Raw genomic sequence first — 15,281 nt, 5'->3', positions numbered from 1 at the left:
AGGCCCTCCTATTTTTTCCGATAAATACGGTTCAATAAATCAAGTTTCAATTGATAATAGCTTAGACTCATATCAAGGTAATGACGATGAGGATTTTCAAAACGTTGTTCTTCAGGCCAAATTTCATTAGCCAATTGGTCTTTAACATATTGGCGAATTTCCTCAAGGGTTGGTAACTCTTTAATCAATTTACCGTCCTTGATGATGAGCTGTTTCATCTCTTTAAAAGTACAGTTTTCAAAGTATAATTCACGCCAAGGTTGCTCAGGGTTAATATAGCGATATGGCTCTTCTGTATCAGGTACCTCACGCAGCAAAGTCATTAAGTCTGCAATGGCACGACCTTTTTCATTGTATACGCGGTACACCTTTTTAAGACCTGGATTTGTAATTTTTTCAACGGCCTCAGAAATCTTAATACGAGGTTCCCATTTACCATCTTTCTCAATGCTTGCAATCTTATATACAGCGCCAAATACAGGATCACTCTTAGAGGTGATGAGTCTTTCACCTACCCCAAAGATATCGATAGGACCACCTTGAAGGAGGAGAGATTTTATCGTATATTCATCAAGGCTATTGGAAGCCATAATTTTACAATCTTCTAATCCTGCATCATCTAGCATGCGACGTGCTTTTTTAGCCAAATACGCAAGGTCGCCAGAGTCAAGACGAATACCTTTTAAGCGTTTACCCATAGGTTCTAATACATCTTTAGCAACCTGAATAGCATTTGGTACACCAGAATTTAATACATCATAAGTATCTACAAGGAATACAGCATTATCTGGATATACCTCAGCATAAGCCTTGAAAGCATCGTATTCAGAGCCGTAATACATAACCCAACTATGGGCCATAGTGCCGCTCACAGGAATACCAAATTGTTGTCCCGCTAACACCGTTGCAGTAGAGGCTACACCGCCAATATACGCAGCGCGCGCACCATATACGGCAGCATCCACATTATGAGCTCGACGAGCCCCAAAATCGGCTACCACTCGGCCATCTGCAGCACGAACAATACGGTTAGCTTTTGTAGCAATTAAGGATTGATGGTTCATCATAGTAAGCACTGCAGTTTCTACGATTTGTGCGTCTATGAGAGGTGCTACGATAGTAATAACCGGTTCATTAGGATAAATAATAGAGCCTTCAGGGAATGCGTACACATCACCTTTGAAGGAGAAATCTTTCAAATAGTCTAAAAATTCATCGCTAAAAATGCCTTGGTCGCGCAAATAAGCAATGTCACGTTCATCAAAATGTAAATTCAAAATGTACTCAACGATTTGCTCGAGACCACCAAAAATGGCGAAGCCACCCTTGTCTGGATTGCGTCTAAAGAAAACGTCAAATGCGACGCGATCCATTTCTTCTTGTTTCGTAAAGTAGCCGTGTGCCATGGTCATCTCATAAAAATCCATAAGCATACTGATATTGCGACTGTCATGTTGCATTAGTTCACCAACCTTCTAAAATCGAATGGATTTATTAAATCGTTAATCGTATACAATCATTATACAATATAATTCCTATATAGCTAGTATCTGCATTAGCTATGCTAATAATCATTCTTGTGATATAACTATATATATAAACTAATTATTTATATATTCCCTATGTATGTCTGTGAAAATCGTTACTATAAGAGGCTAAAACAAGCAATCTAAGCGAACTAATCATTCACTTAAGCCCTTGTTGTATAGCACTTGTTATAAGGCTTTTATTAGATAATACATATATGATTTACAAGAGAATGAAAGGTACCATTATGGAAACAATCGTTCAAGCAAAACGCGTATTAGAAATTTTTAAAGAAATGAGCCAAATTCCTCGCGAATCTGGCAATGAAAAAGGCATTAGCGATTACATCGTAAACTTTGCTAAAAACCTAGGTCTTGAAGCTCATCAAGACGAGATCTTAAATGTAGTTATCAAGAAGGATGCATCCCTAGGCTACGAAAGCCGCCCAAGTATCATCATTCAAGGTCATATTGACATGGTATGTGTAAAAGATCATGCTTCTAACCATGACTTCTCTAAAGATCCAATTGCTAATATCATCGAAGGCGAATGGATGCGTGCTGATCACACCACTTTAGGTGCCGACAATGGTATGGGCGCTGCTATGATGCTCGCTATCCTGGAGGATGAAAGCCAACAACATGGCCCTATGCAATTATTGTTCACCACTAATGAAGAAACAGGTATGGACGGTGCTTTTGCCCTTAAAGAAGGTCAAGTAACTGGTGATTACCTTATCAATCTTGATACAGAGGTTGAACATGATTTTACTGTTAGCTGCGCTGGCGGTTGCCACGTACATGTAAACATTCCATTGTTACGCGATAACAACCAACCAGGCTATGATGCGGGCTTGTCCATCACTGTAACTGGCCTTAAAGGTGGTCACTCTGGTATCGAAATCAACGAGCAGCGAGCAAACTCCAATCAAGTATTAACTCGCGTACTCTATGATATTCAACAACAATATCCTGTAAGCTTGGCATCTTTCGAAGGTGGCGTTAAGCATAATGCTATTCCATCTAAATCTGTAGCTGTTTTATCTGTACGCTCCGAAGATGTGGCAGCCATTAAAGCATTACTTGCATACCAAGAAAAACAATACCAACATGAATATGAAGTCGCAGACCCAGGTCTCAAATTCGTAGTGGAAGATGTAGCGACTCCAGAGGTAGTATACGCAGATGACACAACAGAAGCACTCATTACGTATATCTATCTTGCACAAGATGGGGTTCACTCTGTAAGTAAATCCATTCCAAACCTTGTAGAAACATCTAACAATATCGCTATTGTTCGTGAAAATGCACATACACTAGAAATAGTAATTTCTATCCGCAGCTCCAACAGCAATAGCCTTGAATTCTTGACTAAGAAAATGATGCTTCTTGCTAAAGCTCTTGGTGTATCTGCAGAGCGCACTGGCGGTTACCCTGCATGGGAATACGACAAAGGCTCTAAATTAGAAGAGCAAGCGATTTCCTTACATAACGAAATGTTTGAGACACCAGCCAATGTTAATGCTGTTCACGCTGGCCTTGAATGTGGTTTATTGAAAGGCATATTGCCAAATACACAAATGATCAGCTTTGGTCCTACAATCGTAAGCCCACATACGCCTACAGAACGCGTCCACTTACCATCTGTAGAGAATGTGTATGTATACCTCAAAGCATTGTTAGCAAAATTACAATAATATAGTCTCTCTCCATCCCTCCTATAGGGCATCCAGTTGAGCTCCCCTCACTGAATAATCTATAGGAGGGATTTTTTATAAATTTGTCAAAATATGTAAATAAATATTTATCCAAATAGGAGTATGTTTTCATATATATTACATAAGGCATACACCTTTTACTTACAAATAATTATGAATATCAACTACACTTGCCAGTATACTCATATAAAGTATATATCCCATAAATTTTAAAAAAGTCAGTTAATTCCTGATATATGCGTAATTTTATATATACCCCAGGGAGTATTTTCTGTGTTATCCTATGGGTGTATACTGTGTTTACATTACTCAGGAGGTGTATATGATTCCAATAGTTATCATATCCGGATTTCTCGGATCTGGGAAAACAACATTCCTACAACATATACTAAAAGAACATAAATCTACAGATAAAATTCTCATCATAGAAAATGATTTTGGCGAAACCAGCCTTGACGCGGTAAATCTCGCTAAATCAGGTGCTACCGTTCGCGAAGTTACATCTGGCTGCATTTGTTGTAGCTTACAAGGTAATTTTCAACAAGCATTGCTCGATATTCTCCAAAATTACGAAATTGATGTTATCTATATCGAGCCATCTGGTGTCAGCAAATTAAGTGAAATCATCCATACTTGTAAGGATGAAGAAATTGCAAAATCCGCCTATGTGCACGCTTCAGTTACGACCGTTGATGCAATGCAGGCACCTATGTTTATCAAAAACTTCGGGCTCTTCTTTAAAGATCAAATTACCCATAGCGATGCGATCTTCTTGAGCCATACAGAGGATATTCAACAAACAAGTATTACAAAACGTATGATTCGTGACCTTGCACCTAATACGCCAATCCACGAAGAAGCATGGGATACCCTTTCCCTGCGGGACTACATCAAACGACTCTATCATTGTCACGACGACAACTGCTTGCATGATGAACATCTATTTATGAGTCATACCTTTAAAGATTTGCGTACTCTCAGCCTCGTACAATGGAAAACCATATTAGAAGGCATGCCAGATACAGTACTTCGTGCAAAAGGTATTGTACCAACTACAGAAGGACCTCACGAACTTCAGTATGGCACACATTACTGTTCCCTTGCACCTACTGAGTCTACCGATTATAGCTTAGTCGTTATCGGCACAGATTTTAATGTACCAATGGTACATAACGAAGTGTGTCAATCATGATACCTGTTTATATCGTTACAGGCTTCATTGGCTCTGGTAAAAGCACCTTCATTAACGAACAAATACAACACCGTAAAAAGTTAGGTGGTACAGCACTTATTAGTGCCGAAGAAGGCAGTGTAGAGCTTATCAAAAAGCCATTACAGCTCGATGCAGATACATTGAGTGCTATCAGTCCTACGAATCCATCCTCTTACGACACTATAGCTAGTGAAATCGCAAACTATATAGAGCGAGTCAACCCCAAAGAAATTTGGATTGAGTGGAACGGCATGCTCGGCTTTCACCAATTGGAAACCTTGTTATATAGTGAAAAACTGAGCCATCTATTACAAATAGAAAAGGTATTATATATTTGTACAGATCAATTTGTATCAACCATATTACCTGGTTTAGGAAATGACGTAGCAAGTCAATTGTATAGCGCAGACTGTATTATCACAGAAACGCCTGCACATCACGCTTTATTGCGCACCTACAACGGAGAAGCAAAAATTGTTACACAACCTAGCCCTGAAAAGGTAGAGCAATTATGTCGAAATTCAACATGGGGCCTAATCCCTAATCTATTAGTTATCGGTATTACCACTTATATACTATTAGTTACTGCCTTTCGACACGATATTCCTTATTCCATACACCACTGCTTTGCCATTATTACGGGTCTCGTTATCGAAGCAATTCCGTTCCTCCTATTAGGAACCGTGGGCTCAACGGTCATTCGCTACTTCGTACCACAAAAGGTGTTATTAAAACTCTTGGGCGATCACTCTTGGAAAAGCTATGGTGCTGCTATGATTAGTGGTTTTGCATTACCCATCTGTGACTGTGCCATCATCCCACTATTTAAAGCACTCGTAGATAGAGGTATCCCTCTATCGGTAGCGCTTCTATTTATGCTGGCTAGTCCAATCATCAATCCCGTTACCATACTCTCTACGTGGTATGCATTTCCCGACAATCCTATGCTATCCCTATGGCGTATCGTGTTAGGCCTAGGTGTGGCCTTATTAGTGGCCCTATCCTTCCGATTCTGGCCTCTATCTACATCTACGATGAAAGTAAGAACGCCTCAGAACCTTAGCTATGAAGAAATCGTCTTAGAATCAGCTAAATCTAAGCATATTGATAAGAAACGGCTGTTAATCCATATGGAAAAAGAGTTTTCCCAACTCCTATTCTATTTCTCTATGGCAGCTGGCGTATTATCTGTAGTCCAAGTATATGGTAAGCCGTGGCTACTCAAGGCTGGCTTTACATTACCAGACTTCGCCGCCATTCCAATTCTATTAGTATTGGCGTTCTTCTTCTCTATTTGTTCTACATCGGATGCTATCATCGGCAAGTCCTTAAGCACTCTATTCCCGATTAGTTCAGTTATGGGCTTCCTCATCTTGGGGCCTATGTTAGATATAAAAAATATATATCTATTAAAACAATATATGCCTACTGCATTTATTGTGCGACTAAGCATAACCATTGCCGTTATGTCCTATCTAGCGGCTCTAGCATATCAATTTCTTTTAAGCTAATGATTACAAAAGGAGATGATTTCATGACATTAAGACTAAAAGATCGCTTTTCCATCGTGAAAGGCTTGCTGTACCTCACATTAGGTATTTGTTGTGTGTACCTCATCGTGACAGGTCGTTATTTAAACTATATCGCACCGCGTTACGAGCTTTTACTCGGAATTAGCAGCGTGGCCCTCATCTTAGGCGGTCTAGCGACGATTATTTGGGCTCCATCAAGATATTACAAACACAATTGGAAATCTGTAGTTCCAATTATTATCCCTATTGTATTGCTCATCGTTCCACCCGTACTCGTTCCATCTACAGGTGTTCACGGTGCCGTTCGCGTAAATGATGATACCAACAACTTTGACTTTACAAACGACGCTATTGGTGAGGTTATTACGGTTAATAGTGAAAGCAAAGAACCGGGCATTTCTAAAGAGAAAAAAGAAATCGTTTTAAACTCCGATAATTTCTATCAAACCATTGTAAAAGTCGGATCTAATGCAGAGCAATATAAAGATTACACTGTATATATGACAGGCTATGTAAATCGTGAAGATAATACATTAAAATCTAACGAATTTACTATTTCTCGCATGGCTATGGCTTGCTGTATCGCTGACGTCGCCCCTATCGGCATGACTGCATACAAAACAGATGGAGACAGCTTACAAAATGAACAATGGGTATCTATCGAAGGCAAAGTATCTACTCGAGACTTCCACGGTCGTCAACAACCATATGTAGAAATTACAAAAATCAAATCTGCAGAACCAATCTTAGGTTATGTATATCCATAAAACAGAATTAAACAAATAAAAACGAGGCTATATGCCTCGTTTTTAATAAGAATGATTAAGTTATACATAGATCTTACATTCCATACTTTTAAGTAAATTTAGAGATTCAAGCTGTATGCTAATAATCATATCTATATAATTAGAATATCTGTACAATTAAGATATCACAATAAACGCATTGTATTAGTGATGTAGTTCTTTGACGATTCGTTTACCCAAAGATGCTGCTACAGCACATAGGAAAATATCTGGACCTACTGGAATTAAGAAGCACGTAATAATAACAGCTTCAACGCCAATTGGTTTACCTAAATACAAGTTCATAATGAAGTATAGATAGACCATACCAAGGCCATATACAATTAATAGATTTAATATAGAACCCACTAATAATCGTTTAAAGGATAAGGTATCCATCGATTCAGCAATTCGCCCCACAACATAAGCACCAACCATAAAGCCAATCAAATAGCCAAAAGTGGGTTGTAAAATATAACCAGGACCGCCGCCAGAGGTGAAGATAGGTACGCCGATAAGGCCCAGTACAATATAAATACCTACGCTAGCAGCGCCTAAACGACTACCTAAGACAATGCCCGCCAATGTGGTAAATAAAATCTGCAATGTAAACGGACAGTTAGGTAATGGTACCCGTATGAAAGCACCTACGGCGATCAAAGCCACAAATAGTGCAGTCATTGTTAGCTGACGGGTCGTAATTCGAGTTTGTTTCGATACGGTAGAACTCATGGTATACCTCCATTAATAAGACAATAACAAACTACTACTTACCTAAATTAAAGCACTTGTATTTTTAATTGTCAACTTCAATTATTGACTTTTAGTTAACTATGTAGTCTAATACTATATATAACTATATATACTACATTTTTAAGACTTCTTATCTTTTTGACTATACCTTATAGTTATTGTCAACAGTTCATAATAACTAAAAGATATACTCATCTTCATGCAAAAAAACATTAATTTCATCTTATATTCATATAACAAGATTAAATTATACGTAAGTAGATTGAGTAAAATCTACTTTCACAAAATCGTAAAAAAACGAAACTTATAATTTGGTATCAGGAGGCATTCATTATGAAAAATGTTAAGAAAGTATCCAAAGTTTTATGTGCATTCGGCGTTAGTACAGTATTATTAGCAGGTGTAGTTGGCGCAGCTAGCAACCATGCTTACAACAATCATAGCAACTGGAACGGTGTTGGTAGCGTAGCTCCATCCGCTCAAGCTAACTATTCTGTTGATTACATGGGCGCTGTTACAGTATTCCATCAACAATTCCCTGGCGCATCTGTAAAATCTATTTCCTATGACGCTAAACACAACCCTTACTATGAAGTAGAAGGTTACTACAACAACCGTGAAGTAGAAATCAAAGTAGACGAAGCAACTGGTCAAATCGTTGGTAAAGAAGTTAAAGGCTACACAAAAGGCAACAAAGCTATCAACGTTCAAAACATCATCATCCCTGAAGTAGCTGAAACAAAAGCTATCGAAAAAGTTGGTGCTGACTTCCAAACTATGGAATGGACTGTTGAACGTGAAAACGGCCGAGCTGTATACGAATTCGACATGACAACTGGCGGCGGCAAAAAAGCTGAAGTTAAAGTTGATGGCATGAACGGTAAAGTTTTAAGCGCTAAAGTTAAAAACACAAAATACTAAGATTTTAAACTCATCAAGTGAACCCTATCCTAACCCACTTAGATGACACACTACACATATAACACACATACTATACACACAGTATCCACTGGATACGCTCTCTAACACAAACTAACACACAAACTCAAAGAGCCCGTAGGACTCACTACGGGCTCCCTAACTCCTATCTCACACAATAGGAAATGGTCTGTGTTCACACACCACAGACCGAACCTTACACACACTATACTCCCTTTAAAAGACCTTGGATCATTGAATCCAAGGTCTTTTTTGTATATAAACGCTATCCCATATGTTACTATCTCTATAGAGAGATTTGTCATACCTAAGATAATCTAATTTACTGTTAAACAGAATATATAATCCAACACAAAAAGACCTCCCACGCAGGGAGGTCTTTTGTATAAGTTTTATAGGTTTGATAGTTATATGTTCTATTTCTTAAGCGAGGTCTAGCTTAAGGATGTCATTTGTATTTTCTGAAAGTTTGATTTATAGCTTTTCTAAATGGAGAATTGAGAGATTATGCTTTATCTAAAGCTTGTGCCAAGTCTTCGATGATGTCATCTACATTTTCAAGACCGATGGACAAACGAATCATGTCTGGTGTTACGCCAGCAGATTTTTGTTGTTCTTCGTTAAGTTGTGCATGTGTTGTAGATGCTGGATGAATAACAAGGGATTTTGCATCGGCTACGTTAGCCAAGTTGGAGAAGATTTCCAAAGAGTCAACAAGTTTAATACCTGCTTCTTTTCCGCCTTTTACGCCGAATGTGAACACAGCACCAACACCTTTAGGGAAGTATTTATCAGCCAACGCTTTGTATTTGTTATCTTCTAATTCTGGATAGCTTACCCACGCTACTTTTGGATGTTTGCTTAAGAAGTCTACTACTTTACGAGTATTTTCAACGTGACGTTCTACGCGCAAGGATAATGTTTCAATGCCTTGCAAGATTTGCCAAGATGCAAGTGGAGTAATGCATGCGCCAGTATCACGAAGCAATTGAGCGCGGATTTTTACAGTGAATGGAATTGGTAAATCACCATATACTAAACCATTATAGTGTTCATCGCCTTCGGAGAAGCCAGGATATTTACCAGAACCTTTATAATCGAATTTACCAGATTCTACAACTACGCCAGCCAATGTTGTACCATGACCACCAAGGTATTTAGTAGCAGAATGAACAACTACGTCAGCACCATGTTCTAATGGACGGAACAAGTATGGAGATGCAAATGTGTTATCTACGATCAAGATAATGTTGTGTTTATGTGCAATATCAGCTACTGCTTGTACATCGATAAGGTTGATACCAGGGTTACCGATAGACTCGATGTAAACAGCTTTTGTATTTTCATCGATAGCTGCTTCAAATTCCTCTAAGTTATCAGGATTTACAAATTTAGTTTCGATACCAAGACGTGGCAATGTAGCTGTGAACAAGTTGTAAGTACCACCGTACAAAGTGGAAGCTGCTACGATATTGTCGCCCGCATTAGCTACGTTCAAAATGGAATATGTAATCGCTGCGGAACCAGATGCGACTGCGATACCACCAGCACCACCTTCAAGTTGTGCCACACGAGCATCCAATACATCAGTAGTAGGATTGCCAAGGCGGGAATAAATGCCACCAGGATTAGTTAAGGCAAAACGACCTGCTGCTTCTTCTGCGTCTTTAAATACGAAAGATGTAGTTTGGTAAATAGGTACTGCACGCGCACCTGTTGGATCTATCGTTTGACCGGCATGTAATTGTAATGTTTCAAATCTGTATTGTTTACTCATTATGACAACTCCTTTATGTTAACTGTGAATTTAGTTCGTTGTTTATACCTAGTATAGTACTATGCTTTAAAAATTATGTCTACTATTTTTTATATGAACTTATCCATAACTTAAAACTATGGTGGGTTTTAAAAGTCACCAAGTAGTTTCAACCTACTCTAGCGAGCTAAGTAACTGTATAAATGAATGTACAGAAAAGCCCCTAGTAACTTCTAATTGAATAGTCCATATTAGAGATTATCAGAAGTAATTAGGGGCAATAGCTACATACGATAGTTTAGATATAGGCACCTAAATTTTTATCGCGTTCAAATTTCATTTTTTGAATTTGTTCAATGATGTACGGTGTTTCTTGGTAAACATAATAATTTAACCAATTTGTAAATAATAATGTACTTACTGAACGCCAGCGTACGATAGGACGTTGTTTTGGATCGTCGTTAGGAAAATAATTTTCAGGAACCGCAATATCCATACCTTTTTTGATATCCCGTTCATATTCACGATTGAGTGTGTCCCAATCGTATTCGGCATGACCAAAGACAAAGATATGTTTATTGTCTAAGCTACGAACAATAGCTGCACCTGTTGGGTCAGAACCCGCTAAGAGTTCCAAATCGCGATTTTCCTTAATTTGTTGCAAGGAAACTGTGGTATGGCGGGAGTGTGGCATCCAGAACTTTTCATCGAAGCCACGTAAGAGTAATGGTCGATCATTGTAGATATCATGTTCGTACACGCCAAATAATTTCTCATCCATAATGGATTTATTAATACCAAAATGATGATACAAACCAGCTTGAGCGCCCCAGCAGATATAGAACGTAGAGTATACATGCTCTTCGCCCCAATTCATAATTTCTACTAGCTCAGGCCAATAGTCTACCTCTTCGAAAGGCATTAACTCTACAGGAGCCCCTGTAATAATCATGCCGTCAAAGAACTCGTCTTTTACCTCCTCAAAGGTACGGTAAAAAGTTTCTAAATACTGCTCATCTGTATTTTTTGATTTTCGAGATGCAGTATGTATTAAGGTTAAATTAACTTGTAATGGGCTATTACTAAGAGCACGTAAAATTTGAGTCTCTGTAATCTCTTTAGTAGGCATCAAATTGATTAACAGAATATTCAAAGGTCGGATTTGTTGATTTTCCGCCCGTTCTGTATCCATTACGAAAATATTCTCTTGAGCTAATTTCGTTATGGCCGGTAAATTTTTTATTACTTTAATAGGCATATTATCACCTCTACACACTTAACAATTTGATAACCTAATCTAAATAATCTAACTAATCTAAATAATCTAACTAATCTGATTAAAAGCCTCTAGCCTCGTAGGCACGGCGCCAAGCTTCAAGACCTTCTTCCAATGTTTTACGAGGACACGCTACATTGATACGTTCAAAGTCTTCCCCATCAACGCCAAACATGGAACCAGTATCAAGCCACAATTTAGCTTCATTGATAATCCATTCATCACGCTCTTTTGGGGTTAATGGCAACTTGGAGCAATCTAGCCACATGAGATACGTCCCTTCTGGACGATATACATGAATTTTCGGCATATAGTTTGCTACATAGTCGATGGTGAATTGAATATTATCTTGAATATATTCTTTTAACTCATCGAGCCAAGGGGCACCCACTTTGTAGGCCCCTTCACAACCAACGATGCCCATTGTATTTAGCTGGCTATAACCAGCACGGTCGATTTCTTTAATAAAACGACGACGTAAGGAATCATTAGGAATGAAAATATTACTTACTTGTAAGCCGGCGATGTTGAAAGTCTTGCTCGGTGCAGTACATACGATGCAATGCTCTGCATAGCTTTCACCAAGGTCGGCAAAAACCTTATGAGTATGCCCTTTCCAAACAAAGTCAGCGTGGATTTCATCGCTTACGATGAGTACATTATGTTTAATACAAATATCGCCAAGTCGTTTTAACTCGTCCTCAGTCCACACGCGGCCTACTGGATTATGAGGATTACACAAGAGGAATAATGTTACATTTTCCTCAACGATAGCGCGTTCAATACCTTCAAAATCTATAGTATACGTCTCTTCGCCTTTGATTAATGGCACATTGATGAGACGACGGTCATTATCATCGATAACCATACTAAATGGGTAGTACACCGGTTGATTGATGAGTACCCCTTCCCCCTCCTTGGTGAAAGCGCGAACAGCCATAGCCAAAGCAAAGACGATACCTGGAGTTTTAACGAGCCATTTTCGGTCTGGCGTCCAGTTAAAGCGCGTAGTAAACCAATTTTGTAGCACTTCAAAGTATTCATCATCGGATTCGGTATAACCAAATACGCCATGGTTCACGCGGTCCAATAAGATTTGTTTCAACTCAGGCGGAATTTCAAAGTCCATATCCGCTACCCAGAACGGCAACACATCTGCTGGTTTACCGCGCTTTACAGCAAAATCGTATTTCAACGATTTTGTGTGGGTTCTATCTAAAATTTGATCAAAATTATATTGTCCCATAGGAACTCCTTTATTTATTGAAAGCTTGTTCCAAGTCTGCAATCAAATCATCTGTGTCTTCAATACCTACAGATAGACGCAATAAGCGACGTGTAATACCTTTACGTTCTGCATCTTCTGGCTTTAAATCTGGATGGGTTTGTGTTACAGGATAAGTCAATAAAGACTCTGTACCACCAAGACTTTCAGCAAATTGAATCAATTCAATGCCTTCCAATACTGTTTTAGCCGTTTCTTCGCTATCTACTTCGAAGGATAACATGCCACCAAAGCCAGTCGTTTGAGCTTTATTGATTTCATAGCCTGGATGTTCAGGAAGGCCTGGGAACAATACTTTTGTTACCTTAGGTTGTGTTTTGAGCCATTCAGCAAGGGCAATGGCATTCTTTTGGTGTTGCTCCATACGAAGGGCCAATGTTTTAACGCCGCGAATTACGAGCCAGCTATCCATTGCAGATAAGCAAGCACCTACGGTTTTGTAAATTAGACGCAATTTAGCAGCCAATTCATCGTCTTTCACAATAGTGAAACCAGAAATTACATCGTGATGACCACCGATGAATTTCGTACCGCTATGAACGACAATATCTGCACCCAACGTTAAAGGTTTTTGGAAATATGGGCTCAAGAATGTATTGTCGATGATTACAAGCGCATTACGCTCATGGGCTAACGCGCAGAGAGCGCGAATATCAGTAATCTCCATCATAGGATTTGTTGGCGTTTCAATATAAACAGCCTTTGTATTCGGTTTAAAAGCTGCTTTCACCGCATCAAGATCAGATGTACCTACATATGTAAATTCTATGCCGTTTTTCTCATAAATATTGGTGAACATACGGATAGAACCACCATATAAGTCATCACCTAAAATGATGTGGTCTCCAGGGGAGAATAAATGGAATACGGCGTCCACTGCGGCCATACCAGAAGAGAATGCCAACGCATCTAAACCTTCTTCAAGGCCTGCTATTAACTGTTCCAATCGGTCGCGCGTCGGATTAGACTCACGCGTATATTGGTAACCTGTTGTATCACCCAATTGTGGATGAGAAAATGTACTAGACATATAAATTGCAGGGGAAATTGCACCAGTATTATCTGGCTTGCCACTGCCGTGAACACATTTTGTATTAAATTTCATTCCAATCAACTCCTCATATTTGTATACAATATGTTAATTATAAAAGTAGACAATGATTAAGGTCAACAAAAATGGGCACTCATACAGCCTGAGTGCCCCTAAAAAGTCATATCTATTTTGAATGGGTTGTCATAACTCTAAGTTAAGTTAGACTAATTTTTAGTACGTTTTGTAATAAGTAGAGCCAAAATAATGCCCAAAGAGGATGTCACTAATTGTGGCCAACTAGATACAAATAACATAGTGTTTACAATCTTTGGTGGGAATTGAAACAATGAAAAGAACAAAGAATAACCACCAAAAAGAACGCCTGCTTTTACCAAGGCAGCAACAATAATAAGTAAAGCCTTTGGTTTATGTTGTAACCAGTGGGCTACGAATACATAGGCTGTCGTGCCAAGGGCGGTAATCAAAATAAACGGCGGCAACGGCAACATGCCTTGTAAATGTGCTACTACTGGTGCAATCCAAGCAATAACAAGACCATTTTTCCAACCATAGCGCCATGTGGCGAGTACAAACGTAGCAGACGTAATGGAACCGATGAGAAACATGCTCACCTGATTAGGAATAAATGGGAAAATGAGACGCAAGCTTTGCGCCAATAAGGCTACGGCCAACAATAGACCTGTGCCCGTAATAGACTTTGTGGACATAAGAACCTCCTACTATACGATATAGATTTTACAAGAGGTACCTACCTCATATTTCAAATTAAGCCTCTACAAAATATAGACGCGCCCGATCATATACCCAATTATACACATACGTATAACCTAAGATAACCAATGTCATCGTTATATCCGTCATAAAAGCCATCCAAAAGGTCATCTGCATCATGTACATAATAATTGGCACCGTTGCAATCATAAATAAGCCTTCAAATAACACAGCATGAACCGTACGAATGATTGGGCCTCGCGCTAATCGATCACCTGGTACTAGTTTATCAAAAATCCAATTAAACACAAAATTCCAAACCATCGCCAGCAAGGAAAAAATAACCATTAATACAAAAGGCTGTCCCTCATGCGGAACAAAGTGCATTACCAAACAACCAATTAAAATACAACCAAGCTCATATAAAATCGACTGCACCACACGCTCCGAAGTAGACATAATAATAAACACCTCCAGTAAAAACCCCAGACAAGTAATTTACCATCACACCACTATTATATTGATTTTTATAGATTTGTCGAATTTTGTGGAGTATTGCCATTTTAAGATAGAAAAAGCTGCCATATGTCTATCCAGCGACTTGCCCTCTTGAAGTGAGTTTTGCCATTTTAAGATAGAAGAAGCCGCCATATGTCTATCCAGCGACTTGCCCTCCCGAAGTGAGCTATGCCATTTTAGGATAAAAAGAAGCCGCATTGTATCTACTAAGCGA

At 38.9% G+C, this 15,281-nt stretch carries 13 protein-coding genes; 5 read left to right on the top strand and 8 right to left on the bottom strand.

From position 1 onward, the window contains the following. Window positions 1–8: 8 nt before the first annotated feature. Window positions 9–1,460, bottom strand: a complete 1,452-nt coding sequence (locus KH364_RS04025) for a nicotinate phosphoribosyltransferase (RefSeq protein ID WP_273298705.1) — start codon at window positions 1,458–1,460, stop codon at window positions 9–11. A gap of 314 nt (window positions 1,461–1,774) precedes the next feature. Here KH364_RS04025 and KH364_RS04020 point away from each other — a divergent pair, with 314 nt between their 5' ends. The 4 genes from KH364_RS04020 (at window position 1,775) to KH364_RS04005 (ending at window position 6,756) form a co-directional block, all read left to right on the top strand. Continuing rightward, window positions 1,775–3,223: an aminoacyl-histidine dipeptidase gene (locus tag KH364_RS04020; RefSeq protein WP_273298704.1), complete on the top strand. Its 1,449-nt coding sequence runs from the start codon at window positions 1,775–1,777 to the stop codon at window positions 3,221–3,223. A gap of 343 nt (window positions 3,224–3,566) precedes the next feature. After that, window positions 3,567–4,436 carry a GTP-binding protein gene (locus tag KH364_RS04015; RefSeq protein WP_273298703.1) on the top strand — a complete coding sequence of 290 codons (870 nt, stop codon included), beginning with the start codon at window positions 3,567–3,569 and terminating at the stop codon, window positions 4,434–4,436. Continuing rightward, on the top strand, window positions 4,433–5,968 hold the full coding sequence (locus tag KH364_RS04010) for a permease (protein WP_273298702.1): 1,536 nt from the start codon (window positions 4,433–4,435) through the stop codon (window positions 5,966–5,968). Before KH364_RS04015 ends, KH364_RS04010 begins: the two co-directional genes overlap by 4 nt. 23 nt (window positions 5,969–5,991) lie before the next feature. Continuing rightward, on the top strand, window positions 5,992–6,756 hold the full coding sequence (locus KH364_RS04005; protein WP_273298701.1) for a TIGR03943 family protein: 765 nt from the start codon (window positions 5,992–5,994) through the stop codon (window positions 6,754–6,756). Window positions 6,757–6,939: 183 nt separating this feature from the next. On the opposite strand, the gene KH364_RS04000 is transcribed toward KH364_RS04005, so the two are convergent. Continuing rightward, entirely contained in the window at window positions 6,940–7,506 is a 567-nt protein-coding gene (locus KH364_RS04000; protein ID WP_273298700.1) for a biotin transporter BioY, read from the bottom strand. A gap of 354 nt (window positions 7,507–7,860) precedes the next feature. Here KH364_RS04000 and KH364_RS03995 point away from each other — a divergent pair, with 354 nt between their 5' ends. Further along, window positions 7,861–8,448 carry a PepSY domain-containing protein gene (locus KH364_RS03995; protein WP_273298699.1) on the top strand — a complete coding sequence of 196 codons (588 nt, stop codon included), beginning with the start codon at window positions 7,861–7,863 and terminating at the stop codon, window positions 8,446–8,448. 523 nt (window positions 8,449–8,971) lie between these two features. Here KH364_RS03995 and KH364_RS03990 read toward each other — a convergent pair. The 6 genes from KH364_RS03990 to KH364_RS03965 all read right to left on the bottom strand — a co-directional run bounded on the left by KH364_RS03990 (window position 8,972) and on the right by KH364_RS03965 (window position 15,007). Further along, complete coding sequence (locus KH364_RS03990) at window positions 8,972–10,243, bottom strand: O-acetylhomoserine aminocarboxypropyltransferase/cysteine synthase family protein (protein ID WP_273298698.1); 1,272 nt, start codon at window positions 10,241–10,243, stop codon at window positions 8,972–8,974. 277 nt (window positions 10,244–10,520) lie between these two features. Then, a complete protein-coding gene (gene metA / locus KH364_RS03985) occupies window positions 10,521–11,480 on the bottom strand; it encodes a homoserine O-succinyltransferase (protein WP_195186631.1) in 960 nt (319 codons plus the stop codon). Window positions 11,481–11,559: 79 nt separating this feature from the next. Then, the gene (locus KH364_RS03980; protein WP_273298697.1) at window positions 11,560–12,744 is read right to left on the bottom strand and encodes a MalY/PatB family protein; all 1,185 of its coding nucleotides are present in this window, start codon (window positions 12,742–12,744) and stop codon (window positions 11,560–11,562) included. Window positions 12,745–12,754: 10 nt separating this feature from the next. Continuing rightward, window positions 12,755–13,888, bottom strand: a complete 1,134-nt coding sequence (locus KH364_RS03975) for a PLP-dependent aspartate aminotransferase family protein (protein ID WP_273298696.1) — start codon at window positions 13,886–13,888, stop codon at window positions 12,755–12,757. Between the two features lie 152 nt (window positions 13,889–14,040). Next, window positions 14,041–14,544 (bottom strand): hypothetical protein, encoded by a 504-nt coding sequence (locus KH364_RS03970; RefSeq protein ID WP_021147700.1) that lies wholly within the window; start codon window positions 14,542–14,544, stop codon window positions 14,041–14,043. A gap of 58 nt (window positions 14,545–14,602) precedes the next feature. Continuing rightward, the gene (locus tag KH364_RS03965; protein ID WP_273298695.1) at window positions 14,603–15,007 is read right to left on the bottom strand and encodes a PACE efflux transporter; all 405 of its coding nucleotides are present in this window, start codon (window positions 15,005–15,007) and stop codon (window positions 14,603–14,605) included. Window positions 15,008–15,281 lie beyond the last annotated feature (274 nt).

Origin of the sequence: Veillonella sp. oral taxon 158 (genome assembly GCF_018376515.1) — a bacterium.
In the GTDB taxonomy this organism is placed as follows: Bacteria; Bacillota; Negativicutes; order Veillonellales; family Veillonellaceae; genus Veillonella; species Veillonella rogosae.
This window is presented reverse-complemented; position numbering and strand designations above follow the sequence as displayed.

Bases quoted from the DNA above. Each gene is read 5' to 3' on its own strand.
- KH364_RS04025 (WP_273298705.1), bottom strand. From the start codon at position 1,460: ATGCAACATGACAGTCGCAATATCAGTATGCTTATGGATTTTTATGAG.
- KH364_RS04010 (WP_273298702.1), top strand. From the start codon at position 4,433: ATGATACCTGTTTATATCGTTACAGGCTTCATTGGCTCTGGTAAAAGC.
- KH364_RS03965 (WP_273298695.1), bottom strand. From the start codon at position 15,007: ATGTCTACTTCGGAGCGTGTGGTGCAGTCGATTTTATATGAGCTTGGT.
- KH364_RS03990 (WP_273298698.1), bottom strand. From the start codon at position 10,243: ATGAGTAAACAATACAGATTTGAAACATTACAATTACATGCCGGTCAA.
- KH364_RS03995 (WP_273298699.1), top strand. From the start codon at position 7,861: ATGAAAAATGTTAAGAAAGTATCCAAAGTTTTATGTGCATTCGGCGTT.
- KH364_RS04015 (WP_273298703.1), top strand. From the start codon at position 3,567: ATGATTCCAATAGTTATCATATCCGGATTTCTCGGATCTGGGAAAACA.
- KH364_RS04020 (WP_273298704.1), top strand. From the start codon at position 1,775: ATGGAAACAATCGTTCAAGCAAAACGCGTATTAGAAATTTTTAAAGAA.
- KH364_RS03975 (WP_273298696.1), bottom strand. From the start codon at position 13,888: ATGAAATTTAATACAAAATGTGTTCACGGCAGTGGCAAGCCAGATAAT.
- KH364_RS03970 (WP_021147700.1), bottom strand. From the start codon at position 14,544: ATGTCCACAAAGTCTATTACGGGCACAGGTCTATTGTTGGCCGTAGCC.
- KH364_RS04005 (WP_273298701.1), top strand. From the start codon at position 5,992: ATGACATTAAGACTAAAAGATCGCTTTTCCATCGTGAAAGGCTTGCTG.
- KH364_RS04000 (WP_273298700.1), bottom strand. From the start codon at position 7,506: ATGAGTTCTACCGTATCGAAACAAACTCGAATTACGACCCGTCAGCTA.
- KH364_RS03980 (WP_273298697.1), bottom strand. From the start codon at position 12,744: ATGGGACAATATAATTTTGATCAAATTTTAGATAGAACCCACACAAAA.
- metA (WP_195186631.1), bottom strand. From the start codon at position 11,480: ATGCCTATTAAAGTAATAAAAAATTTACCGGCCATAACGAAATTAGCT.